The organism is Rhodobacteraceae bacterium IMCC1335, from assembly GCA_039640495.1.
Classification (GTDB): Bacteria; Pseudomonadota; Alphaproteobacteria; order Rhodobacterales; family Rhodobacteraceae; genus Thalassovivens.
The window spans coordinates 647,858-671,102 of record CP046864.1; the positions used below are offsets into that span (position 1 = coordinate 647,858).

Consider the following 23,245-nt stretch of genomic DNA (forward strand, 5'->3'; position numbering starts at 1 on the left):
GGCTGAGGAATCGTGTTTTTCGATATCACGGTGTGATTTTTTTGGCTTAAAAATAGGCAATAGCTTGTGTTTTTAAAAAACACTTTGTTTTTATTGAATTTTTTGACCTTGGGAAATGTAATAAGGGAGGTTGCTAGGCGCTGAAGGCTCTGCTAAACGTGCCCCGATTTTATTGATTTGCTTTGCGCAGATCTTCTAACGCTTAGTGATGATCGCGTGATGCGAGGTCTGATCTGGCCTGACAGTGGAAGGATAACAGTGTCCGAACCAGCTTCTTTTACGTCCAGCATCGCTGCCCGTTATGCGTTGGCAGTTTTCGAAATCGCTCAAGAGGCGGATCAAGTCGCTGAGCTTGAAAAAAACATTGATGTTTTATCCGAGGCGCTTGATGTGAGCGCGGATTTGAACGCGATGCTCAAATCGCCCTTGTTGAGCCGTGGGGCGCAGGGTCAGGCGATAGGGGCTGTGGCCGCGAAATTGGGGCTGTCGGAGGATCTGTCAAACACCTTGGCTTTGATGGCCAGCAAGCGGCGTTTGTTTGTTGTGCCGGCCTTGATTGGCCAGTTGCGCGCGCTGATTGCTGAGCAAAAGGGCGAAGAAACGGCGGATGTGACATCCGCCAAAGCGCTTACCAAAACGCAAACCGACAAGTTGACTGCCGCGATAAAAGCGCAGATTGGCAAGGATGTGAAAATTAATGCTGCTGTCGATAAAGATCTTATCGGCGGTTTAATTGTTAAGGTGGGATCTAAGATGATCGATACGTCGATCAGGTCCAAACTTAACGCCCTTCAGAACGTAATGAAAGAGGTCGGATAAATGGGTATCCAAGCAGCCGAGATATCTGCAATTCTCAAAGAGCAGATTAAAAACTTTGGTCAAGAGGCCGAAGTGGCAGAAGTGGGGCGCGTGCTCTCTGTTGGAGATGGCATCGCACGGGTTCATGGTCTTGATAATGTGCAAGCGGGCGAAATGGTTGAATTTCCCGGCGGCATCCAAGGCATGGCATTAAACTTAGAAGCCGATAATGTGGGCGTGGTTATTTTCGGATCTGACCGCGATATTGTTGAAGGCGATACCGTCAAGCGCACCAAATCAATCGTGGATGTTCCCGTTGGTGACGCGCTTTTGGGCCGCGTGGTTGACGGTCTCGGCAACCCGTTGGATGGCAAAGGGCCGATCGCAACCAAAACGCGGGGCGTTGCGGATGTGAAGGCGCCGGGTATTATCCCGCGTAAATCGGTGCATGAGCCGATGGCCACGGGTCTGAAATCTGTTGACGCGATGATCCCGATTGGCCGCGGCCAGCGTGAGTTGATCATTGGCGATCGCCAAACCGGTAAAACGGCGATTGCGCTGGACACGATCTTGAACCAGAAATCCTATAATGAAGCGGCTGGCGACGACGAAAGCAAGAAATTGTATTGCGTCTATGTGGCCGTGGGTCAAAAGCGTTCAACGGTTGCCCAATTGGTGAAGAAACTGGAAGAAGCCGGTGCGATGGCCTATTCAATCGTGGTTGCGGCGACCGCGTCGGACCCGGCACCTTTGCAATTTTTGGCGCCTTATTCAGCCACAGCTATGGCCGAGCATTTTCGCGATAATGGCCGCCATGCGCTGATCATTTATGATGATTTGTCCAAACAGGCTGTGGCCTATCGCCAAATGTCATTGCTGCTGCGCCGTCCACCCGGACGTGAAGCCTATCCGGGCGATGTTTTCTATTTGCATTCACGTCTGCTCGAGCGCTCTGCAAAGCTGAACGAAGACAATGGTGCGGGGTCTTTGACGGCGCTGCCGGTAATTGAAACGCAAGGCGGCGACGTGTCAGCCTTTATTCCAACCAACGTGATTTCGATCACGGATGGCCAGATCTTTTTGGAAACCGAACTGTTTTATCAGGGCATCCGCCCCGCGGTGAACACGGGTCTATCGGTGTCACGCGTTGGATCTTCGGCGCAAACCTCAGCGATGAAAACAGTCGCCGGCCCAGTCAAGCTGGAATTGGCGCAATATCGCGAAATGGCAGCCTTTGCCCAGTTTGGCTCGGATCTTGACGTGGCCACGCAGCAATTGCTGAACCGTGGCGCGCGCCTGACAGAGCTGATGAAGCAGCCCCAATATGCACCCTTGACCAATGCCGAGATTGTCTGCGTGATTTTCGCGGGAACTAATGGCTATTTAGATGGGATCAGCGTGGGCGATGTTAGTCGCTTTGAAAAAGGGCTTTTGGCGCATTTGCGCGGCAAGCATGCAGATCTATTGGCCTTCATCACCGATGAGGATCCAAAGATCAAAGGCGAAGCCCAAGATAGAATCAAAGCTGCTCTTGATGAGTTCGCCGCCGATTTCGCGTAGGAGATCTGCTAGATGGCAAATCTAAAAGATCTTAAAAACCGCATCTCCAGCGTTAAAAATACGCGGAAGATCACCAAAGCCATGCAGATGGTCGCAGCTGCAAAGCTGCGACGGGCGCAGGAAAGTGCCGAGCAATCGCGCCCTTATGCCGAGCGATTTATGGGTGTTTTATCGAGTTTGGCAGCGTCTGTCGGCAAAAGCGAGGGCGCGCCAAAATTGTTGCGTGGTACGGGCGAAGATCGGGTGCATTTGCTGGTTGTGATGACCGCAGAGCGGGGCTTGTGTGGGGGATTCAATTCCAACATTGCGAAACGCGCGCGGACCCATATCGCAAAGCTTCAGGAGGCGGGAAAAACCGTAAAAATCCTGACAGTGGGCAAAAAGGGTCGTGATCAGTTGAAACGTGAATTTGGCGCTGCGTTTATTGACCATGTTGATCTGACCGAGGTGAAACGGGTTGGCTATAGCGATGCCCAAGCCATCGCGCGCGATTTGGTTATTCGCTTTGATGCCGGAGAGTTTGATGTTGCAACGCTCTTCTATTCAAAATTCGTAAATGTGGTGACGCAAGTGCCGACAGCACTGCAGGTTATTCCAGCCGCGTTTGAGGAAGAAGCCGAAGCGGATAGCACGGTTTATGATTACGAACCCAGCGAAGAAGCGATTTTAAGCGACCTTCTTCCGCGCGGCGTAGCAACGCAGATTTTTTCCGCTTTGCTTGAAAATGGTGCGTCCGAGCAAGGCGCGCGCATGTCAGCAATGGATAACGCCACGCGCAATGCAGGCGATATGATCGACAAACTTACCATCGAGTTTAACCGGTCACGCCAAGCCGTGATCACCAATGAACTTATTGAAATTATCTCGGGCGCAGAAGCGCTCTAAAGACCGGAGACGAAATTATGGCAAACTCAAAAGGCAAAATCACCCAGGTGATCGGCGCCGTTGTCGACGTTCAATTTGGCGAAGACTTACCGCCAATCTTGAACGCGATGACCACGGACAATAACGGTAAAAATCTGGTTTTAGAAGTTGCGCAGCATTTGGGTGAAAACACTGTGCGGGCGATCGCGATGGATGCGACCGAAGGATTGGTGCGTGGACAGCAAGTGACTGACACAGGCGGCACCATTCAAGTGCCCGTTGGCAATGGAACATTGGGCCGGATTTTGAACGTAACGGGGGATCCGGTCGATGAGCAGGGGCCTGTGAAATCAACCGGAACGCGCGGGATCCATGGCGATGCGCCGGATTTTGACCAGCAATCTACAGAAACCGAAATTTTGGTCACTGGGATCAAAGTGATTGACCTTCTAGCCCCCTATACAAAAGGTGGGAAAATTGGTCTGTTCGGCGGTGCCGGCGTTGGCAAAACCGTTTTGATCATGGAATTGATCAATAACATCGCCAAAGTGCACTCGGGTGTGTCGGTTTTTGCCGGTGTGGGCGAGCGGACGCGTGAAGGCAACGACCTGTATCATGAGATGATTGAATCGGGCGTGATTGTGCCCGACAATCTCGAAGAGTCAAAAATCGCGTTGGTTTATGGTCAGATGAACGAGCCTCCCGGAGCGCGGATGCGGATTGCCTTATCTGGTCTGACTTTGGCCGAGCAGTTTCGCGACGATACGGGATCTGATGTGCTGTTCTTCGTTGATAATATTTTCCGCTTTACGCAAGCGGGTTCTGAGGTGTCTGCGCTTTTGGGTCGGATCCCGTCAGCGGTGGGATATCAGCCCACATTGGCGACCGATATGGGTGCGATGCAAGAGCGCATCGCCTCGACGAAATCGGGCTCAATCACCTCAGTGCAAGCGGTCTATGTGCCCGCGGATGACTTGACTGACCCCGCGCCGGCCACCTCTTTCGCGCATTTGGATGCGACCACAGTTTTGGATCGTGCGATTTCGGAAAAAGGTATTTATCCAGCGGTGGATCCTCTGGGGTCGACATCACGCTTGCTTGATCCGATGATCATCGGTGAAGAGCATTACGCCGTTGCGACTGATGTGCAGCAGGTGCTGCAGCGTTATAAATCATTGCAAGATATCATCGCGATTTTGGGCATGGATGAATTGAGCGAAGATGATAAACTGACGGTGACCCGGGCGCGTAAGCTCGAGCGTTTCTTGTCGCAGCCCTTTGACGTGGCGAAAGTGTTTACGGGCTCTGATGGTGTTCAGGTGCCTTTGGACGAAACCATTGCCTCTTTCAAGGCTGTTGTCGCTGGCGAATATGATCATCTTCCAGAAGCAGCATTTTATATGGTTGGTGGCATCGATGAAGTAATCGCTAAGGCCGAAAAACTGGCTGCAAGCGCGGCTTAAAGGAGCCTCTTATGGCGAATACGATGCAATTTGATCTGGTAAGTCCAGAAAAGCTATTATCGTCTCAGCAAGTGGAAGCGGTTTTGATTCCAGGCTCGGATGGGGATATGATGGCGATGCCGGGTCATGCGCCGGTGATCACGTCTTTGCGCCCCGGTATTTTGCGGGTTCAAACCGCAGCCGGTAGCGAGGAATATGTTGTCACGGGCGGCTTTGCTGAAATCGGCGAAAGCGTGTCGGTTCTGGCCGAAAAAGCGGTGCTTAGTGCTGAGCTGACTCAAGAGGGCTTTGAGGCCTTGGTTGAAGAGGCCAAATCTGCCTATGGGAAGGCGCAGGAAGCGTTTGTAAACGAGCCCGGCCCTGTTGATGATGCCGCTAAAATGCTGTCGGATATGGTGGCTGTTGGTGATCAAATGGGATTATCAGGCACCCGCTAAGTTTTCGATATCGTATAAGTGTTAAGGGCTCGCTTTTGGCGGGCCTTTTTATTTTTGGACTGCCATGGCCAGCCGGATGAGGCTGCGCTCAACAAGCTCTAAAGCGGGCGCGTGTTGATTGGCCGAGCGCAATTGCAGATCAAGGTCGGTTAAAGTTTGAAGCGCCATTTTGGATTTAGACAGGGTCCAGCGCGCCGCGTTGCGTTGAAAGCGGTCTCGCCGTGGGCCGAAGATAGGTGGCCGAAGCTTTGAAATGCCCGCGCTGGCACCCGCAGGATCGCTGGCGATGCTGAATAGAATTTTGAAATGCCGCACCGCGCTTATGCATAAGGTTACGGGCTGCAATCCCTGTGATTTTAAGCGCTGCATTAAGGGCCCGATCGCCTCTGCGCGCCCCTCGCTGACCACCCATAAAATATCATCTAGCGCAGCTTCTTGGGAATTTGGCGCACAGTTTTGGATATCTTCAAGCCCAAGAGGCGTTGCATCATGCAGTTTGTAAAGCGCAAGCTTTTCAAGCGTTTGCCGAAAATCGCCTGGCTCTAATTCGCGCGCCAAAGCGCTAAGCGCTTTCAGGCCGATATCCCCCAGATTTTGTAGCCCGGCCTTTTGCAATTCAGCGGCTATTTCAGCTTGGCTGGGCGGATCATCATAAATTGCAATCGCATAGGTATTGGGATGCGTTTCAAAGGTTTTTCTTAAGTTTGAAGAGGCCCGCAATTGCCCTGCGGTCACGATAATTTGGGCGTCGCCTTGCTGCCAATCCTGCAAAGCGGCTGCGATGGTTTTGGTCAACCCATCGGCCGCGTCTTCCAAAAATACCCCCCGTTGACCCGGGAAAAACCCCTGCGCTTTCACCGCGTCAATCAGGGCGGCCGGGTCTTTGCGCAAGTCTGCGCCAGAGAGGCGTGTGAGGCGCATTTCTTCGCTGCCGTGGGGGCCTAACAGCGCCAAGATCATGCTTTGCCGGCGCATCGCTACGCGCATCGCATCGGCGCCATAGATCAAAACCCCTGCCCGATTGGGGTCGGGTTTGGCGCAATATGTGGCAATATCGCGCGCGGGCAATTTCATGGCTGGGCCTGGACCTGGGCCTGGATCAAGATCAGGGCATCCAATATTTTATCGGCCAGCTGGATCATCAGCCGGTCATAGGCATCATTGCTCGCGGCGAGAATTGCCACATTAGAGGCGCTTTGTGCATAGCCGGTAAACGCTTTTACGCTGCCCGATTGCACTTCTTTTCCATCGGTTATTTGAACAATGCTATAATCAGCAAAGCCGGTTACAATCTTGCGTTGCGCTCGCCCATCTGCAGCGATGCCCGCTCTGGCTTCGCTTTTGCGCGGCGTAATGCTCAGTAGATATCGGGTTCCTTGCCCGCCATCTAGCCGCTCTGCAAGGCGGTTATAGAGCACGTAGCTGTCACGATCTTTGGGCGCATCAAGCTTGATATTTTGTAGAAAATCTGCGGTTTCTGATCCCGATTTATAGAGCGGCTCGAGCGTACATCCAGCAAGCGCCAGCCCTATCAAAAGGCTTGCGCTGTAAAGGATATTGCGGCTAAACCACCACATTCACAATACGCCCCGGCACCACAATAATTTTCTTTGGAGCAGTCCCGTTTAAGGCGCGCTGAACCGCTTCTTCGGCCAAAGCCAGGGCCTCGATCTTGTCTTTTGCGAGATCCTTCGCAACGGTTATTTCGGCCCGCCGCTTGCCGTTTATCTGTATCGGCAGCGTGAGCGTGGTTTCAACCAGCATGGCCTCATCCGCCTGCGGCCATGCGGCGTTTACAACCAAGCCGTCGCCGCCTTGCCGGGCCCAGATATCCTCTGCCAGATGCGGGGTCATGGGCGCCATGAGCTGCGCCAATATCCGCATCGCCTCGCGTTGCGCCCGCCCGCCCGCCTGTGATTTGGCCAGCGTGTTGGTAAAGCCGTATAGCTTTGCAATCGCCGCGTTAAAGCCAAATGATTCCACACCCAGCGTGACATCGCGGATGGCTTTATGCATCTCGCGTAGCAGGTCCTCATCGCCCTTTCCGGCCTCTGCCATATCCATTTGCGCGATCTTTTCACTCAGCGACCAAACGCGGCTAAGATGGCGATGCGCGGCCTCTGCGCCGCTGGCGGTCCATTCCACATCGCGTTCCGGCGGGCTGTCAGAGAGCACGAACCAGCGGGCGGTATCCGCGCCATACGCTGAAATAATATGCACCGGGTCCACCACGTTTTTCTTTGACTTTGACATTTTTGCTGAGGGAATAATTTCTACAGCGGTTCCATCTGCCAATTTTCCATCGCGCACATCTTCGGGCAGATGATAGACGGGGCGGCCCTTGCCATCACGGGTCTGATAGATTTCATGCGTGACCATGCCTTGCGTGAACAACGCATTAAACGGCTCAACATTTGCGCGGCTTGGCAAATGCCCGGTAAGCTGCATTGCCCGTGAAAAGAAACGGGAATAGAGCAAATGCAAAATCGCGTGTTCAATGCCACCAATATATTGATCCACATTCATCCAATAGGCGATATCTTCGGCCGTGGTGGGCTGCGCGGCATGCGGCGCGGTAAAGCGGGCAAAATACCAAGACGAGTCAACGAATGTATCCATCGTGTCGGTTTCACGCAAAGCCGGTTTTCCGCAGGCGGGGCAGGCACAATTGCGCCATGTTGGGTGGCGATCCAGCGGATTTCCGGGTTTGTCAAAGCTGACATCATCGGGCAGGATCACCGGCAGGTTTTCTTTCTTCTCGGGCACCACGCCGCAGGCATCGCAATGCACAACGGGGATCGGGCAGCCCCAATACCGCTGGCGAGACAAGCCCCAATCGCGCAGGCGGTAATTGGTAACGCCCTTGCCCCAGCCTTGCGCTTCGGCAAAGGCAATCGTGGCATCCACAGCCTCTTGCCCGGTGGCTATATCCAGCCCAGCAAAATGATTTGCCCATTTCACTTTTTCAGATTTGGGGGGCACAAAGGCCTGATCTGTAACCGGCCTATCGTCATCCAGCGCAAAGAATGTATCGATTACGGGCAGGTCATATTTGCGGGCGAAATCCAAATCGCGTTGATCATGCGCGGGGCAGGCGAAAATCGCTCCGGTGCCGTAATCCATCAAGATGAAATTCGCGATCCAAACGGGCAATGTCCAGTCAGGGTTGAGAGGGTGGCGCACGCGCAGCCCCGTATCAAGGCCGTTTTTATCGGCTTTTTCCATATCGGCTTCGGAAGTGCTCATCTGCCGGCATTCCTTGTTGAAGGCCGCAATCTGGGGATTTGAGGCCTCGAGCTGCCGGGCCAGCGGGTGATCGGCCGAAATCCCGACAAAAGATGCGCCAAGCAATGTATCCGGGCGCGTGGTGTAAACGGCAATTTGCGCATGATCGGTCGGCCCGTCAATCACATCAAAGGCAAATTCCAACCCCCGCGATTGCCCGATCCAATTGGATTGCATCAGCTTGACCTTGGCCGGCCAATCATCCAGCCCATCGATCGCTTGCAAAAGGTCTTCGGCATGCTCGGATATTTTGAAAAACCACTGCGTGAGCTCGCGCCGCTCGACCAACGCGCCCGAGCGCCACCCGCGGCCGTTTTCCACCTGTTCATTGGCCAAAACGGTCATATCCACCGGATCCCAATTGACCACGGCGTTTTTCCGATAAACAAGATCTTCCTTCAAAAAATCGAGAAACAGCGCTTGTTGTTGCCCATAATATTCCGGATCGCAGGTGGCAAATTCGCGCGACCAGTCGATCGACAGGCCAAGCGGTTTCATTTGCGCGCGCATATCGGCAATGTTGCTGTAAGTCCAATCTTTAGGATGGCCGCCTATTGCCATCGCCGCGTTTTCAGCCGGCATACCAAACGCATCCCAGCCCATCGGGTGCAACACATTATGCCCGGTGCTGATTTTATGGCGGGCAATCACATCGCCCATCGTGTAATTGCGCACATGTCCCATATGGATCCGCCCCGAAGGATAGGGAAACATTTCAAGCACGTAATATTTCGGTTTGCTTTGATCGCGCGTGGCGGTAAAGACGCCGGCCTCTTCCCAGCTTTGTTGCCATTTCGCTTCTATTTCAACCGCCTCATAGCGCATCTTTTTGGAATTCCTTGCAAGCATTTCGGTTGTTATGGTGATAGTGGTTTCGGCGCGCAGCGTCCAGAGCTGCGCTGGGCTTTCTTGCAAGGGCTTGATCGGGTATCTACTGGCTTTGCGCCTCAGGCCGTGGTTCCTTGCAAAGGCACGCAGAATCGCGACATGCAGCGCTGGGCCGGTTTGGCAAACTGTGGCATTCCTGCATCATATTGAAGCCGCTCTTGCCCGCTGCGCATGGCAAAGCTTGCAAAACACCCCCGAAACACGACATGAGGAATATATACGCTGCGCCGGCTATTGGCGTGGCTATGTAAGTTTTAACTTCGAGGAAAAAAAAGATGAAAAACATTCTTCTCGCGACTACAGCGATTGCGTTGACTGCAGGTTATGCAGCAGCGGAAATGTCAATCTCAGCTTCAGCTAAACTTGCCTATGGCAATTTTGGTGAAGAGTGGAAGGCAGGTAGTGCAAATAAATTAGGTGCAAACAAATCTGACCACACGCAAACCGGGGCGGGCGCTTCTGGTAAAGCGGGTGCTGGTTTTGCATGGTCTGAAACATTCGACGTAGTTGTTTCTGGTTCCGGCGAAGCTGGTGGAATCGCTTACACAGCTAGCATGACAATTGACGAAGATGCTGATTCAAATACTGTAGGCACAATGTCAATGTCTACTGGCGGATTCACCTTTGCCTATGGCGATGATGACTTCGACGATCTGGTTGCTGATAACTCAAACGGTTTGGAAGAGGGCGCTGGCGACTATAAACTTTCATATTCTGCCAACGGTTTGTCAGCAAGTTATGAGGGCGATCAAGCGTCAACTAACCCTTACTACGTGCGTGCAGGCTACACTGGCGCGGGCTTAACAGTCGGGTTGGAAACAGCCGACACAGACGGTAGTGGAGCAGGCTCAACAGTAAATACAGTGTCTGTTGGTTATACAATGGGCGCGATGTCAATTTCATACGACTCAGATGACAAAGCAACCACTGCTAACAATCCAGTGGGTAACCACTACGATGCAAAAATCACCTATACAATGGGCGATACTGTTCTGTCAGCAGGTACAGACGAAGTAGAGTCACATTATGTTGGTTTGACAACGTCAGTAGCTGGCCTGTCTTTGACTTTGCGTAGTGAGCAAGACGGTAAGAAAAAAGCCGACGGTGTTACTCCGTATGCTACTGCCGAAAATGAGATTTCGGTGTCGTACACAATGGGCGCTTTGACCGTTGCTTATGCGAAAGACACTGGCGATGTAGGCAAATTCGGTGATGAAGCCGAAACGCTGACAACATTGACTTATGACTTGGGTGGCGTAACGCTGGTTGCCAAAGGCAACGACCAAGACGAAACAGAAGTTTCAGCAGCATTCTCATTCTAAGTTAAACAACTTAGTTTGGATGGAAAGAGCAGCCTTTGGGCTGCTCTTTTTTTGTTTGTGCAGACGCATTAGTGGCATCAAGTTCTACACAGAGCTTTGCTATACGCAGCTCACAGCCAGTAAGTTGTTTGTGCATAGCTCGCTGCTTTATAAGCCACTGTGCGTGCGCATATTCGCTGCGTAGCTGCTTGCGTAAAGCATGCAGTGAGAGTTTACGCATTAGACAAGCTCTACTGCTTGAGCTAACTGAGTATCATTAACATCAATATAGCGTTGAGTGACGGCTATACTGCTATCTCCTGCAAGCTCTGCAAGTACACGTACGCCTATGCCTTTGTCGGCAAGGCTTGTAATAAATGTACGCCAGAACTGATTAAGTGTGAGCTTCTCGCGCAATCGATTATGCTTTGAATTAGTAGGCTGCGTACGCTTTATAAAGGACAACATCTCTTACTCCTGCATAGAATACGCAAGCAGTACTGTCATATGAACAGCTGGGCGACCGATAATACAGATATGCGGTCATTGATGAGCATTGTTGCATAGTCTCTGACGTGAAAGATATATCATCTTCTCGCGACTACAGCGATTGCGTTGACTGCAGGTTATGCAGCAGCGGACGTATCTTACAGCGCTTCAGCAAAATTGTCATATGGCAACTTTGGTGAGCAAAACACAGCAGGCGCTGCCTACGGCTACAGTGACACATTCGATTTCGTTGTAACTGGTTCAGGTGAAGCTGGCGGTGTTTCTTACTCAGCAAGCATGACAATTGACGAAAACACTGCAAGCTCAAGCGACGCAGGCGCAGCCAACGGCGGCGGAAGCAACTCTTTGGGCGCGTTCTCAATGAGCTCAAACGGCTTGTCATACACTTATGACGCGAATGACCTCGGTGGCTTGGAAACAGCCAACGGCAATGGTCTTGATGAAGCAGCGGGTGATTAGAAAATCGCTTATGCAGGAAATGGCTTCTCAGCAGGTTACGAAGTAGACGAAGATGTTGAAGGCCGCTATTTGACCACTTTGGGTTATAGCGCAAACGGAATTTCACTTGGTCTTGAAGTGAGTGATGACGACGGAGAGGACCCAACATTAGGTACTGTAAACACCGTTTCTCTTGGCTATACAATGGGTGCAATCGGTATATCATATGATGTAGATGACCAAGACGATCAAGATTATGACGCCGAAGTGACCTATACAATAGGTGACACGGTATTGTCTGCTGGTACAGATGAATCCGAAAGCCACTATGCAGGCATCTCAACGTCCTTTGGCGGTCTGTCTTTGACAGCGCGTTCAGAAGCCGACGGATCTACTGCATCAGGTGTGACAGGTGAAAACGAGCTTTCAGTGTCATACACAATGGGTGCTTTGACTGTTGCCTATGCGAAAGACACAGGTGACAACGGGTTGTTTGGTGATGAAGCCGAAACGCTGACAACAATCACTTATGACTTGGGCGGTATCACACTGGTTGCCAAAGGCAACGACCAAGACGAAACAGAAGTTTCAGCAGCATTCTCATTCTAAGTTAAACAACTTGGTTTGGATGGAAAGAGCAGCCCAAAGGCTGCTCTTTTTTGTATGGAGGCCCTACTTTTCAGTTTTTGGTGCAATTGAATGTGCGGGCTGGTTCTACCCGGGGTGATGCGCGGCAGGGCGCCTGTGTAACGCCGCGATGCGCCGTTTGATTGCATGTGGCTCTTGAGCTTGGCTCGGCATGTTATACGGGCTATCTTGCGCGCGCCTTTAGGTTTTAAAACAGCGTTGCAGGTTGAAATCACCCGTAAAACCCTATCCTATTAAGGATGAACCACGAGCGAAGAGAAAAGCGCATGAGCCTGGATCAGATTAAACAACGGATCACACGCGCGGTTGAGGCGGTTGCGCCGCCCGTGGCGGGCATCCAAACCCCTCCTGAATTGATCGCCGTGTCAAAAGTGCAACCCGAGGAGCGCGTGCGCGCGGTGCTGGCGCAGGGGCATCGGTGTTTTGGCGAGAATAGAGTGCAAGAGGCAGCGCAAAAATGGCCGAATTTCCGCGCTGAGTTCCCCGGCATAGATCTGCACCTCTTGGGGCCATTGCAAAGCAATAAAGCCCGCCAAGCGATGCAGCTATTTGACGTGATACATTCGCTTGATCGACCAAAACTGGCAGCCGCCTTGGTCCGATTGGCGCAGGAACTCGGGCAATGTCCAAAGCTGTTTATTCAGGTTAATACGGGTTCAGAGCCGCAAAAAGCGGGGATTTTAAACGCCGATTGCGATACGTTTATCGCCGATTGTCGCGCGCTTGATTTGCCGATTATCGGTCTGATGTGTATTCCGCCGGTTGAAGAAGAGGCCGGCCCCCATTTTCAGCTTTTGGCCGATATGGCGGCGCGCAACGGTTTGTCAGGCTTGTCGATGGGTATGTCGGCAGATTTTGAACTGGCCATTGCCCATGGCGCCACGCATATCCGCGTCGGATCAGCTATTTTTGGCAGCCGGGTGCCAGCGGCTACGCAATCACCAGCTTAGTGCCTAATCTAAGGCCTTTGGCGATGCGGCGCAGATTCGCGCGCGACAGGCCGATACAGCCTTCGGTCGGATAATGCGGACGCCGCCATTGGTGCAAAAAGATCGCTGAACCGCGGCCTTTTACAGCATAGGGCCAGTTCCAATTGGTGAGGATTATCAGATCATAAAGCGGATCCGCCCGCATCAACTTTTCATGGCCGCCTGAATAGGGCGCCCGCACCATCATATTATAGTCTTGATCGGTTGGATCATCCGACCAAAGATCGCTTGGGCCAATCGGGCGCGCCCAGTCGGTTGGTGGTGCCAACCTATCAGGGCGATAGAGCAGGCCAATGATTTCATGGCGGCCAGACGGGGTTGCCCCATCGCCTTCGCGTTTGCGATCGCTGACGCCGCTGCGCCCAATGCTGCAAGGGTAATAGTGCCCCTGAAACCGCAGGCCGCGTTTGGTGAGCACCATATCTGTTGGCCGCACCCTCATAAAAGATGCCCCGATTTATGCGCCTTTGTCGACAGATAGCTTGCGTTGAACGGGTTTTCGCCCCGCTTTAAGGGCACGCGCTCTGCGACGGTGATGCCCTGTTGCTCCATCATCGCCACTTTTGCCGGATTATTGGTGAGCAAGCGGATTTGCGAAATGCCCAATTTTCGCAGGATTGAAGCGCCGAGGCGAAAATCACGCTCATCATCTTCAAACCCCAAGCGGTGATTGGCTTCCACCGTATCAAAGCCCTGATCTTGCAACGCATAGGCGCGCAATTTGTTTGTCAGGCCGATGCCGCGCCCCTCTTGATTGAGATAGAGCAAAGTGCCCGCGCCCTCTTGCCCCATTTGCTGCAGCGCCCCTTGCAATTGGGGGCCGCAATCGCATTTTAAACTGCCCAGAACATCGCCGGTAAAACACGCCGAATGCAAACGCACCAAGACGGGTTGCGCACGGTCAAGAAGACCGATTTCCAGCCCGTAATGTTCTTCACCCCCGTCATCAGGTCGAAACACATGCAAGCGGGTGTTTGCTGCAGGGGCGGTAGGGATGTGCGCCGCTGCAACCGAAGATAACACGCTTTGCGCCTCTAAAAACGGTTTGGCTTGCTGGGCGTTCAAGCGCGTCAGCATCGCAAGATCCGGCCCGCTTATTGATCCGGGAAGGCTGGCCATCAGCGCAGCCGGCAAAAGATGCGCCGATTTTACCAAAGCCAGCGCAATTCGATCCAGTTGAACCTCTCCCCCGCGCAGAGTTTGAAACGGGCCTTTCAACGGAACACTGAGGTCATCGACCGGGTTCGCAAGGCTTCGAAGCCAGGCCAAATTGCGATCTGCAGGCAACGCAAGCCGCGCCAGATCGCCGTCATAGGCGGCAATTTTTAGCGTTTCTGCGCGCTGCTTGGTCAGCACCATATGCAGGGGATGTTTGGACGCGATCATCTGATCTAGCCGTGCTTGGCTCAGCGTTTCGATGGGCACCAGCAAGGTTTGCGCAGGCCCTGCGCTTAAGATCACGGGCACGCCCATGCGCAAATCAGTGCGCGCACGCGCTATTTGTTCTATGATTGTTAACGCGACCCTCATTTTGCGCCTGCAAACCCCTTACATTGCTTCGTTTGGGTTGTGCTGGAAACGCAGAAGCGGGTCAATGTTTCATTTTTGGGTGATTTGGCGGCAAAACCCTCACAATCCCACACGTCCGCGTGAACAACCCGAGAGAAGTCTTGCATAAAGATTTAAAGTTTCCCATGTCTAAAGGGCCAGAAGAAGGATGGTTTGAATGACGCAGGTGAGTTCGGTTTTATTGGTTGAGGATGAGGATGACCTGAGAGATGCCCTTTCAGATCAACTGCTCGTCACGCAGGAATTCATGGTGGCGCAGGCTGCAAACGGGCAAGAGGCGCTGCAGCATATCGCGCAAAAAAGCTTTGATCTGATTATCCTGGATGTTGGGTTGCCAGATACGGATGGTCGCGAGCTGTGCAAGGTGATGCGAAAGCAGAATGTGAAATGCCCGATCGTGATGTTAACCGGCCATGATGGTGATGCGGATACGATCCTTGGTTTGGATTCAGGGGCCAATGATTACATTACAAAGCCTTTCAAAATGGCTGTGCTTTTGGCCCGTTTGCGCGCTCAATTGCGCCAACATGCGTTGTCAGAGGATGCAAGTTTTACGCTGGGGCCCTACGCGTTCCAACCCTCCCATAAGATCTTGACCGCTGCGGATGGCCAAAAAGTCAGACTGACTGAAAAGGAAACCAATATATTAAAATTCCTGCTGCGCGCCGGCGCTGTGATCGTGCCACGAGAAAAATTATTGCATGAGGTGTGGGGTTATAATGCGGCCGTCACAACCCATACGCTGGAAACGCATATTTACCGTCTGCGGCAAAAGATTGAAGTGGATCCATCGCAGGCCTGTCTGTTGGTGACAGCGGCGGGCGGATATAAGCTGGTGGCCTGATCTATTCGGCCGAGCGGTTTGGTGGGTTTTAACCCGAATCGGATGCCGGTAGTGGCGCGGCCTGCATTGCAAGCCGCATTGGACCGGCCCCTTTATTGGCCAGATGATCCTGTGCATTGAGCAAATGGCAGGCGTTCATCGAAAGGCAACCGCAGCCAATGCAGCTTTCCAATTGATCCCGTAAGTTGGTGGCTTGCTGGATTTTTTTATTCAATGTGGCCCGCATGGCCTGCGAGACCAAGGCCCATTCAGCGGCGGTTGGAGATCGGTTTTGTGGCAAAGCTGCAAGCAACTCTTTGATGTCGCGCAGACGGAAACCACATTTTTGGGCTATGATTACAATTGAAACGCGCCGGATATCCGAGCGGGGATAGCGCCGTTGACCGGCGCGGTTGCGCTGCGGCTTTAACAGGCCGCGCGTTTCATAATAGCGCAATGCCGAGGCAGAAATGCCCGTGCGCCTTGCCAAAAAGCGGATAGAAATTTCCTGCATCTTTCAAAAACCATTTGTCTTAAACCATGGTTGAACCGCTATCCGAGGAATCAGGTATTTTTATGGCGCGAGGTATAAGGTGGAACATATTAGTTTAGAGCATACGAATATTACGGTTTCTGACCCTGAAAAAACCGCGGCTTGGATGCAAGCAGTTTTTGGCTGGCGGATACGCTGGCAGGGCCCGGCGCTAAATACTGGGTATACGGTTCACGTTGGAACAGACGCTCAGTATCTGGCGCTGTATTGTCCTGCAGATTGGCAGAAAACACCGTCTGATCCATATGGTTTTTTGGGCGGATTGAATCATATTGGAATCTGCGTGCGCGATCTTGTGGCCTGCGAATCCCGCGCGAAAAAAGCGGGGTTTACACCCCGTGACCATGCAGAATATGAACCAGGGTCGCGGTTTTATTTTCATGATTTTGATGGCATTGAGTATGAAGTGGTCAGCTATTCCTTTGAATAACGCTGTTGCATCAACAGGCCCTGTGCTAGAGGCCTTCTAGCACATTTGAAAGGAGCCTTGTGATGTCTTTTACGCTTGCCACTTGGAATATTAATTCTGTTCGCCTGCGCGTTGATCTGGTGGCACGCCTGCTGCAAGAAGAGGCGCCGGATGTGCTGTGTTTGCAAGAATGTAAATCGCCGGTTGAGAAAATTCCGGCCGAGGTTTTTGCCAAAATTGGTTATCCTTACATGGTTGCACGGGGCCAGAAGGGATATAATGGCGTTGCAATTTTGTCCAAACGACCGATGGAAGAAGCTGCTGGGGAAGATTTCGCAGGATTGGGCCATGCCCGTCATATTGCTGGGCGTTTGGAAAACGGGGTGACGATTCATAATGTCTATGTGCCGGCAGGCGGCGATGTTGCAGATCGGATTGTGAATGAAAAATTTGGCCAGAAACTGGATTATCTGGCGGATTTGCGTGATTATTTCGGCGCTGCCAAGCCGCAAAAATCAATACTTGTGGGGGATTTAAACATCGCGCCACGCGAAGATGATGTTTGGAGCCATAAGCAATTGCTGAAAGTGGTCAGCCACACGCCGATAGAAGTGGCTGCTCTGGCTGAAACTCAAGCTGCGGGTGATTGGGTGGATGTCACCCGCCAAGATATCCCGGAGGGGCTTTTATATAGCTGGTGGTCGTATCGCGCCAAGGATTGGAACGCAGCGGATAAGGGCCGCAGATTGGATCATATCTGGGCCAGCAAAGATATTGCGCCGCTTGCACATTCGTCAAAAATTCTGCGCGACGTGCGCGGATGGCAGCAACCCAGTGATCATGCGCCGGTTTTTGCCAGCTTTGACCTTTGAATTTCGCGCTATAATCGCCATATAAACGTTTAAGACAATTAAAGAGGTAGCAAATGCTTGAATTAGGACAACCCAGCGCGCCGGCAGCGGCTGATGTGATTGCTGATGTTAGCGAAAGCGAGTTCATGACCGCGGTCGTCGAGGCCAGCAATACAATTCCTGTGATTGTTGATTTTTGGGCACCATGGTGCGGGCCTTGCAAAACATTGGGTCCACAATTGGAAGAGGCGGTGAAAGCCGCCAATGGCGCGGTAAAAATGGCAAAAGTCAATGTTGACGAAAATCCGATGGTGTCTGAGCAGCTGCGGGTGCAATCAATTCCGACGGTCTATGCGTTTTGGAAAGGCCAGCCGATTGATGGTTTCCAAGGCGCGGTTCCCGCCTCGGAGGTGAAAGCATTTGTAGAGCGCGTGGTGGCGGCTGGCGATGGGGCGCCGGGGGGCGGTTTGGCCGATGCGATCGAGGCGGCGGAAGAGATGCTGGCTGATGGTTCTGCCGAGGACGCGGCCCAAACTTTTGCCGCCGTTCTGGAGGAAGAGCCAAATAATCCAGCTGCCTATGGCGGTTTGGTGCGTGCTCATATTGCCTTGGGCGATCTGGACCAGGCAGAAGCTGTGTTGAACGGAGCCCCTGCTGAAATTGCGCAGAGCCCTGAATTGGAAGCCGCCTTTGCCCAGCTTGAGTTGGCCAAGCAGGGTCAAAATGCCGGCCCACTTGAGGATTTGCGATCCGCTGTTGCGGCAAATCCGGATGATCATCAGGCGCGGTTAGATTTTGCGCAGGCGCTCTATGCAGCTGGTGAGGCTGAACCGGCTGTGAGCGAGCTTTTAGAGCTGTTTCGCCGCGATTCTGAGTGGAATGAGGGCGCCGCCCGTGCGCAGCTTTTCACCATATTTGATGCATTAAAGCCAAATGATCCGATCGTTTTGGCGGGCCGACGCAAATTAAGCTCGATGATATTTGCCTGAGCGGTATCGGGCGCTACTGTTTGCTTATGACAAAAACTTCTGATCTTCCCGATATTATACCTGTATTCCCTCTGCCCGGGGCGCTTTTGCTGCCTCGATCGCGTTTGCCTTTGCATATTTTTGAGCCACGCTATCTTGCGATGATCGAAGATGTTTTGAAAACGCCGCATCGCTTGATTGGTATGATACAGCCCCGCGGAAAAAAAGCCTCGGATCGCATGCAAGCGATTGGATGTGCCGGCCGCGTGACCCAATTTTCGGAAACTGAAGATGGCCGTTATATGGTGACCCTCAGCGGGGTATCGCGCTATCGCATCGGCGCAGAAGTAGACGGGTTTACCCCTTATCGACGCTTTGAAACCTCTTGGGCGGGCTTTGAAGGTGATCTTGCCAAATCTGAAAAAGACCCAGGGTTTAAACGGCAAACGTTTTTCAAGCTGTTGAAGCGTTACTTTGAAAATCGCGGTTTATCGACGGATTGGGAAACCTTGAAAGACGCTGATGATGAATTGTTGATCAATTCTTTGTCGATGCTGCTTGAGTTTGAAAGCGAAGATAAGCAAGCCTTGCTCGAAGCCCCCTCATTGATGACGCGCCGGGAAACGCTGATCACCTTGATTGAATACAGTATGCGCGGTGGCAATTCTGATGAGATGTTGCAATGACTGATGCGGCAGCGCAGGCAGATCGGCGGATGCTCGAAGCCTTGGTTTGCCCGCAAACGCATACAAGGCTTGAATATTTGCCCGATCGTCAAGAATTGGTGTCAAAAGCTGCGGGCGTGGCCTATCCAATTCGCGATGGTATTCCGGTCTTGCTGCTTGATGAAGCGCGGCCTTTGGCGTGAGGTTTTTGCCGCGCGGCGCGCCGAGATTATGCATCTGGTTCGGCGCGGAAATCGAAGCGCCGGTAAAATGAGAACAAGCCTATCTGGCGGCAAGACAAGCGCGTGCAACCGCTAGGTTGCTCTCAAAGTAAGCCTGCACGGGATCTGTCCAAAGCTCAGGGGCCAACGCGTATATGCGCGGGTGGTTTCTGTTCAGCCCAGCGCTGATACGCGGCACGATAGCCCGTTTCCAAATGGTTGGTAAGCAGCGCTGCATCAAATAACGGGCTGGTTCTGCGGTTTTGCGCAAGCTTTTTTGTAACCGCCTGAAGCTGCTGGGGCGAGCGTGCCAGATCAAGAATGAGCGCCTCATAGGCCGCCTCGGTTTCTACGATTAGCTCGGGCAAACCGATGGCGGTTAACAGGCTGGCGGCAACCCGCGCTGCAAAACCTTTACCGGCTTTTGTGACCAGCGGAAGGCCGGCCCAAAGCGCATCGCTGGCCGTGGTATGGGCGTTCACATTGAACGTATCTATGAAAAGATCCGCGCAGCTATGGCGGGCCAAATGTTCGTCATGGGCAAGCTTTGGCGCAAAGATCAAACGGCTTGGATCAATCCCGCGGGCTTGGGCGGCGCTGCGCAAATTCTGCGAGACCCATTTATTTGCCTCCAGCAGCCAGAGCACGCTGCCCTCGATTTGCGATAGCACGCGCATCCAAATGTCAAATTCACGCGGGGTTATTTTATACGAATTGTTGAAACAGCAGAGCACAAAAGCGTCTTCAGGCAAGCCAAGCTGGGATCGGCTATACACGGTGTTTGCGATTGGGCGCATATCATCATTGGCCTGATAGCTATGCGGTAAAAAGATAATTTTCTCAGCATAAGCGCTTTCATATGCGCGAGGGATAACGACCGGATCGGCAATAATATAGTCGATGAAAGGCGCTCCAAGGCTGCCCGGATACCCGATATAACTGATCTGTATAGGGGCTGCTTTGAAGGCGAAAATGCCAAGTCTGGTATTTTGCGTATAGCCCTTTAGGTCGACCGCTATATCAATTTCATGGTCGCGCGCCAAAGCGGCGATGTCAAAATCGCTCAACTGGCGCACATTGTGAAATTTATCCACGGCGGCTGTAAGCCTTTTGCGCATGCAATCATTGGTGTTTGGCCCATAAGAATAGGCGTATATTTCAAAGTCTGATTTGCTATGCTTTTCAAAAACGCCCGCCATCAAATACATGGTTGCATGATCATGAAAATCTGCCGAGAAATATCCGATACGTACTGGTTTAGCGCGCGGTGCAGGGCGCGCGGTTTCGGCAAGGGGTTGTCGATTATATTTTTTTTCAGCGAAAAGTTTTGAACGCTGCAAGTGGCGCATTGGATGATCTTCAAACCCCAACATATTCCAAGGCGTAACATCGGGTGTGTTCACGCCCAGCGTTGCAATCATCGCTCGGTCTTGCTGCAACGCGCTCCAATCGCATAAGCTGGCTTGCTGGAACATTTTTTGACCATATGCCACGAGATGGTTCGGGTTTATCGCTATGGCTTTTTGATAACTTTCAATCGCGCGCGTCACTGCGCCCAATTCTTGATGGGCAACACCCATATTGTTATGGGCATCGGCGTAATTTGGATTTAGATCCACAGCCTTTTGATAGCTTTTAAGCGCGTTTTCCAATTTGCCTTGGCCATAAAGCGTTAAGCCAAGATCGTTATGCGCCTCAGAAAAGTCCGGTTGCATCGAAATCACTTTGCTAAAGGCGTCAAAGGCAGCTTGGAAATCACCGTTTTCTTTATAGGCGCGGCCAAGGTTTAAAAAGGTGATATAATTTCCCGGTTGCAATTTCAGGGTTTTCAAAAATGCGTTAATTGCACTTTCAAACGCGCCTTGAGCCATCATTGCAGTGCCCAAATTACCCTGCGCTGGAACAAATTTGGGGTCAATTTCAAGCGCTGCTTGATACTGGCGGATGGCTTGCGCGATCTCGCCGCTTGCCTGTAATGAGAGCCCTAAATTGCAATGCGCGGGGGCATGGTTCGGTTCCAAAGCAAGCGTTTTTTTATAATGCAGAATCGCTTTTTCAAATTTGGAACTTGCCCGAAAGGCATTGGCTAATTTGAAATGCGCCGCGCTGTTATTTGGCGCAAGCTCGACGACTTTTTGAAAGCAGGCAATCGCGTTTTCCAGATCCTGATTTTTTTGGTGGGCGATGCCCAGATTGAATCGGGCGTCGATAAAAAACTTATCCAAGCGCAAAGCGCCACTCAGCAATGTGATGGCCGCTTGAGCTTGGTTCAATTGGTTGAAAACAGAGCCAAGCAAGTTGAGCAAAGCTTTGTCTTTTGGAAAAGCATTCGCCAGCCCCTGTGCCTGATTTGCCAAGTCAAGGAAATTTCCTTTTTGATACCGTTCTTTGAGCGCATTGAACTCTGCCAGGGGCATTTGCCCTGGCCTTGCAGGGGCTGATACGGCTTTAAGCTGAGCAAGGGCATTCAATGCGCGCGGGTTTTTGGGGAATTTTGTTAACACCGCTTGATACAGTTTTACAGCCTCAGCGATGCGGCCGGCTTTGTGCAATGCGGCCGCATCGCGCAATGTTTTGTCCACAGATTGGGTCATAAGAAACACGCTGTTTGGTTGCTGGGCTATGGCAGTTATAAATTATTTTAATCAAGCCACAATCTTAGAGTTAAGCTTGATCTATGCTTGCCTCAAGGCTCAAGCTGCAGTGATTATGGCTGTGGGGCGCCTTTGAAAAATGTTTTTCAAACAGGCGTTTCAGGATGCTCTGTCAGCGCATCAAATCGGGCAATGTGCCTGTCAAACCTGCGGCTTCGCGGATGAAGCTGCGGCGGGCTTTAGGCACCGCGTTGATCATGGCCATCCCTATGTCACGCCCCAATCTTAACAGGCTATTATCATTTGAGAATAGACGGTTGAATGTATCGGTTGCCAAAGCCAGGCTGGTCGCGTCAAAGCGCCTCCATTCTTGATAGCGCATCAAGGTAGCGCTGGCCCCAATATCTTCGCCGCGCAATTTTGCTTCTTTCAGAACTTGCACAAGCGCCGCGATATCGCGCAGGCCCGCATTCAGACCTTGGCCCGCAATGGGATGCACGCCATGCGCGGCATCACCGATCAAAGCCAACCTTGGCGCAATAAAACTTTGGGCCAAAGTCAGATCAAGCGGGTAGCTGTAGCGCTTACCGACCATGCTTATTTTGCCAAGGTAATCGCCAATGCGTGGCTGTAATATCGACAGATAATCGGCCTCGTTCAGCGCCATGATCTGTTTGGCGTTTTGCGCGGTTTCGCTCCATACGATGGATGCGCGGTTTTCTGTCAAAGGCAAGATCGCCAAGGGGCCGGCCGGTAAAAAATATTGCCACGCCACCCCATCATGCGGGATCTCGTGCTCTATTGCGCAAACAAGCGCTGTTTGCCCATAGTCCCAGCCGATGCGTTTGATTCCGGCGCGGCCTGCAGAGGGGCTTTTGCGCCCATCTGCCCCGATCAAAAGGCTGGTTGAAATTTGGCAACCATCTGACAGGGTCAGCTGCATTTCACTACCCGATATTGATTGCTCGATCAACGCGGTGCCAGCGATATATTCGATGGTCTCATAGCGTGCCATCGTCTTTTGAAGCAGGGGCCGCAAGAAACGGTCCTCTACCATATGCCCCATCGGGCCTTCTTCAATTTCGGCATGATCAAATTGCATAAACAAAGGCGAGGGGCCTGTGCTAGGGCTGCCATCGGCAACTTTGATTTTCAAAATAGGCTGCGCCGTTTCTGCAAGATCCGCCCAAAGCCCCAAGGCCTTAAGCAAACGCACAGAGGTAAGAGCCATCGCGTAAGAGCGCCCGTCAAAGCCTTGCTCGATTTGCTTTTGTGCCGCAAGCTGATCAACAACAACCACCCGAAACCCGGCTTGCGCAGCGGCTAAGGCCGTGGCGGCGCCGGTTAAACTGCCGCCTACAATTGCGATATCTGCGTTCTTCTTCATGCGATGTAATATGGGCTTTTTCTA

General features: G+C 52.2%; 24 protein-coding genes. 15 read left to right on the forward strand and 9 right to left on the reverse strand.

Annotated features, from left to right (window positions below; translation table 11 throughout):
* Positions 1-258 precede the first annotated feature (258 nt).
* Genes GN241_03140 through GN241_03160 form a run of 5 tightly spaced genes read left to right on the forward strand, consistent with a single transcriptional unit; the run spans position 259 to position 5,122 of the window.
* The gene (locus GN241_03140; GenBank protein ID XAT56441.1) at positions 259-819 is read left to right on the forward strand and encodes a F0F1 ATP synthase subunit delta; all 561 of its coding nucleotides are present in this window, start codon (positions 259-261) and stop codon (positions 817-819) included.
* Entirely contained in the window at positions 820-2,358 is a 1,539-nt protein-coding gene (locus GN241_03145) for a F0F1 ATP synthase subunit alpha (protein ID XAT56442.1), read from the forward strand. It abuts the gene before it with no gap.
* Between the two features lie 12 nt (positions 2,359-2,370).
* On the forward strand, positions 2,371-3,243 hold the full coding sequence (locus GN241_03150) for a F0F1 ATP synthase subunit gamma (GenBank protein ID XAT56443.1): 873 nt from the start codon (positions 2,371-2,373) through the stop codon (positions 3,241-3,243).
* Between the two features lie 17 nt (positions 3,244-3,260).
* Complete coding sequence (gene atpD / locus GN241_03155) at positions 3,261-4,685, forward strand: F0F1 ATP synthase subunit beta (GenBank protein XAT56444.1); 1,425 nt, start codon at positions 3,261-3,263, stop codon at positions 4,683-4,685.
* Positions 4,686-4,696: 11 nt separating this feature from the next.
* Complete coding sequence (locus tag GN241_03160) at positions 4,697-5,122, forward strand: F0F1 ATP synthase subunit epsilon (protein XAT56445.1); 426 nt, start codon at positions 4,697-4,699, stop codon at positions 5,120-5,122.
* A 48-nt stretch (positions 5,123-5,170) separates the two neighbouring features.
* On the opposite strand, the gene GN241_03165 is transcribed toward GN241_03160, so the two are convergent.
* From GN241_03165 to GN241_03175, 3 genes are read right to left on the reverse strand one after another with little or no spacing between them, the layout of a single operon-like run.
* The gene (locus GN241_03165; protein ID XAT56446.1) at positions 5,171-6,196 is read right to left on the reverse strand and encodes a DNA polymerase III subunit delta; all 1,026 of its coding nucleotides are present in this window, start codon (positions 6,194-6,196) and stop codon (positions 5,171-5,173) included.
* Positions 6,193-6,699, reverse strand: a complete 507-nt coding sequence (locus GN241_03170) for a hypothetical protein (GenBank protein XAT56447.1) — start codon at positions 6,697-6,699, stop codon at positions 6,193-6,195. Before GN241_03170 ends, GN241_03165 begins: the two co-directional genes overlap by 4 nt.
* The gene (locus tag GN241_03175; GenBank protein ID XAT59160.1) at positions 6,686-9,232 is read right to left on the reverse strand and encodes a leucine--tRNA ligase; all 2,547 of its coding nucleotides are present in this window, start codon (positions 9,230-9,232) and stop codon (positions 6,686-6,688) included. The genes GN241_03170 and GN241_03175 overlap by 14 nt, the downstream gene beginning before the upstream one ends.
* 338 nt (positions 9,233-9,570) lie before the next feature.
* Between GN241_03175 and GN241_03180 the strand changes: the two genes are divergently transcribed.
* The gene (locus GN241_03180) at positions 9,571-10,617 is read left to right on the forward strand and encodes a hypothetical protein (protein ID XAT56448.1); all 1,047 of its coding nucleotides are present in this window, start codon (positions 9,571-9,573) and stop codon (positions 10,615-10,617) included.
* 219 nt (positions 10,618-10,836) lie between these two features.
* Here the strand turns inward: GN241_03180 and GN241_03185 are convergent, their stop codons facing one another.
* Positions 10,837-11,064, reverse strand: coding sequence for a tyrosine-type recombinase/integrase (locus GN241_03185; GenBank protein ID XAT56449.1), 228 nt, complete (start codon positions 11,062-11,064; stop codon positions 10,837-10,839).
* 147 nt (positions 11,065-11,211) lie between these two features.
* On the opposite strand from GN241_03185, the gene GN241_03190 reads away from it, so the two are divergent.
* From GN241_03190 to GN241_03200, 3 genes are all read left to right on the forward strand, one after another.
* On the forward strand, positions 11,212-11,565 hold the full coding sequence (locus GN241_03190) for a hypothetical protein (protein XAT56450.1): 354 nt from the start codon (positions 11,212-11,214) through the stop codon (positions 11,563-11,565).
* 69 nt (positions 11,566-11,634) lie between these two features.
* Positions 11,635-12,153 carry a hypothetical protein gene (locus GN241_03195; GenBank protein ID XAT56451.1) on the forward strand — a complete coding sequence of 173 codons (519 nt, stop codon included), beginning with the start codon at positions 11,635-11,637 and terminating at the stop codon, positions 12,151-12,153.
* 305 nt (positions 12,154-12,458) lie between these two features.
* A complete protein-coding gene (locus GN241_03200) occupies positions 12,459-13,142 on the forward strand; it encodes a YggS family pyridoxal phosphate-dependent enzyme (protein XAT56452.1) in 684 nt (227 codons plus the stop codon).
* Here GN241_03200 and GN241_03205 read toward each other — a convergent pair.
* Positions 13,123-13,617: a L,D-transpeptidase family protein gene (locus GN241_03205; GenBank protein XAT59161.1), complete on the reverse strand. Its 495-nt coding sequence runs from the start codon at positions 13,615-13,617 to the stop codon at positions 13,123-13,125. The two genes, GN241_03200 and GN241_03205, sit on opposite strands and share 20 nt — an antisense overlap.
* A gap of 2 nt (positions 13,618-13,619) precedes the next feature.
* Entirely contained in the window at positions 13,620-14,711 is a 1,092-nt protein-coding gene (ribA, locus tag GN241_03210) for a GTP cyclohydrolase II (protein XAT56453.1), read from the reverse strand.
* 196 nt (positions 14,712-14,907) lie between these two features.
* Here ribA and GN241_03215 point away from each other — a divergent pair, with 196 nt between their 5' ends.
* A complete protein-coding gene (locus GN241_03215; protein ID XAT56454.1) occupies positions 14,908-15,594 on the forward strand; it encodes a response regulator in 687 nt (228 codons plus the stop codon).
* Positions 15,595-15,622: 28 nt separating this feature from the next.
* Here the strand turns inward: GN241_03215 and soxR are convergent, their stop codons facing one another.
* Positions 15,623-16,087, reverse strand: a complete 465-nt coding sequence (soxR, locus tag GN241_03220; protein XAT56455.1) for a redox-sensitive transcriptional activator SoxR — start codon at positions 16,085-16,087, stop codon at positions 15,623-15,625.
* Positions 16,088-16,175: 88 nt separating this feature from the next.
* Here soxR and GN241_03225 point away from each other — a divergent pair, with 88 nt between their 5' ends.
* The 5 genes from GN241_03225 (at position 16,176) to GN241_03245 (ending at position 19,222) form a co-directional block, all read left to right on the forward strand.
* Entirely contained in the window at positions 16,176-16,556 is a 381-nt protein-coding gene (locus GN241_03225; GenBank protein ID XAT59162.1) for a VOC family protein, read from the forward strand.
* A 62-nt stretch (positions 16,557-16,618) separates the two neighbouring features.
* A complete protein-coding gene (locus tag GN241_03230) occupies positions 16,619-17,407 on the forward strand; it encodes an exodeoxyribonuclease III (protein ID XAT56456.1) in 789 nt (262 codons plus the stop codon).
* 53 nt (positions 17,408-17,460) lie between these two features.
* Positions 17,461-18,375, forward strand: a complete 915-nt coding sequence (locus GN241_03235; protein ID XAT56457.1) for a tetratricopeptide repeat protein — start codon at positions 17,461-17,463, stop codon at positions 18,373-18,375.
* A 26-nt stretch (positions 18,376-18,401) separates the two neighbouring features.
* Positions 18,402-19,040, forward strand: a complete 639-nt coding sequence (locus tag GN241_03240; GenBank protein ID XAT56458.1) for an ATP-dependent protease — start codon at positions 18,402-18,404, stop codon at positions 19,038-19,040.
* On the forward strand, positions 19,037-19,222 hold the full coding sequence (locus tag GN241_03245) for a Trm112 family protein (GenBank protein ID XAT56459.1): 186 nt from the start codon (positions 19,037-19,039) through the stop codon (positions 19,220-19,222). Before GN241_03240 ends, GN241_03245 begins: the two co-directional genes overlap by 4 nt.
* Positions 19,223-19,377: 155 nt before the next feature.
* Here the strand turns inward: GN241_03245 and GN241_03250 are convergent, their stop codons facing one another.
* Both GN241_03250 and GN241_03255 read right to left on the reverse strand, forming a co-directional pair.
* Positions 19,378-21,834, reverse strand: a complete 2,457-nt coding sequence (locus GN241_03250; protein XAT56460.1) for a tetratricopeptide repeat protein — start codon at positions 21,832-21,834, stop codon at positions 19,378-19,380.
* Between the two features lie 172 nt (positions 21,835-22,006).
* Complete coding sequence (locus GN241_03255; protein XAT56461.1) at positions 22,007-23,221, reverse strand: 2-octaprenyl-6-methoxyphenyl hydroxylase; 1,215 nt, start codon at positions 23,219-23,221, stop codon at positions 22,007-22,009.
* Between the last annotated feature and the right edge of the window lie 24 nt (positions 23,222-23,245).

What these genes read in the sequence shown, in the direction of transcription:
- GN241_03145 (XAT56442.1), top strand. Translation starts at nt 820, where the DNA reads ATGGGTATCCAAGCAGCCGAGATATCTGCAATTCTCAAAGAGCAGATT.
- GN241_03150 (XAT56443.1), top strand. Translation starts at nt 2,371, where the DNA reads ATGGCAAATCTAAAAGATCTTAAAAACCGCATCTCCAGCGTTAAAAAT.
- atpD (XAT56444.1), top strand. Translation starts at nt 3,261, where the DNA reads ATGGCAAACTCAAAAGGCAAAATCACCCAGGTGATCGGCGCCGTTGTC.
- GN241_03160 (XAT56445.1), top strand. Translation starts at nt 4,697, where the DNA reads ATGGCGAATACGATGCAATTTGATCTGGTAAGTCCAGAAAAGCTATTA.
- GN241_03165 (XAT56446.1), bottom strand. Translation starts at nt 6,196, where the DNA reads ATGAAATTGCCCGCGCGCGATATTGCCACATATTGCGCCAAACCCGAC.
- GN241_03170 (XAT56447.1), bottom strand. Translation starts at nt 6,699, where the DNA reads ATGTGGTGGTTTAGCCGCAATATCCTTTACAGCGCAAGCCTTTTGATA.
- GN241_03175 (XAT59160.1), bottom strand. Translation starts at nt 9,232, where the DNA reads ATGCGCTATGAGGCGGTTGAAATAGAAGCGAAATGGCAACAAAGCTGG.
- GN241_03180 (XAT56448.1), top strand. Translation starts at nt 9,571, where the DNA reads ATGAAAAACATTCTTCTCGCGACTACAGCGATTGCGTTGACTGCAGGT.
- GN241_03185 (XAT56449.1), bottom strand. Translation starts at nt 11,064, where the DNA reads ATGTTGTCCTTTATAAAGCGTACGCAGCCTACTAATTCAAAGCATAAT.
- GN241_03200 (XAT56452.1), top strand. Translation starts at nt 12,459, where the DNA reads ATGAGCCTGGATCAGATTAAACAACGGATCACACGCGCGGTTGAGGCG.
- ribA (XAT56453.1), bottom strand. Translation starts at nt 14,711, where the DNA reads ATGAGGGTCGCGTTAACAATCATAGAACAAATAGCGCGTGCGCGCACT.
- GN241_03215 (XAT56454.1), top strand. Translation starts at nt 14,908, where the DNA reads ATGACGCAGGTGAGTTCGGTTTTATTGGTTGAGGATGAGGATGACCTG.
- soxR (XAT56455.1), bottom strand. Translation starts at nt 16,087, where the DNA reads ATGCAGGAAATTTCTATCCGCTTTTTGGCAAGGCGCACGGGCATTTCT.
- GN241_03230 (XAT56456.1), top strand. Translation starts at nt 16,619, where the DNA reads ATGTCTTTTACGCTTGCCACTTGGAATATTAATTCTGTTCGCCTGCGC.
- GN241_03235 (XAT56457.1), top strand. Translation starts at nt 17,461, where the DNA reads ATGCTTGAATTAGGACAACCCAGCGCGCCGGCAGCGGCTGATGTGATT.
- GN241_03240 (XAT56458.1), top strand. Translation starts at nt 18,402, where the DNA reads ATGACAAAAACTTCTGATCTTCCCGATATTATACCTGTATTCCCTCTG.
- GN241_03245 (XAT56459.1), top strand. Translation starts at nt 19,037, where the DNA reads ATGACTGATGCGGCAGCGCAGGCAGATCGGCGGATGCTCGAAGCCTTG.
- GN241_03250 (XAT56460.1), bottom strand. Translation starts at nt 21,834, where the DNA reads ATGACCCAATCTGTGGACAAAACATTGCGCGATGCGGCCGCATTGCAC.
- GN241_03255 (XAT56461.1), bottom strand. Translation starts at nt 23,221, where the DNA reads ATGAAGAAGAACGCAGATATCGCAATTGTAGGCGGCAGTTTAACCGGC.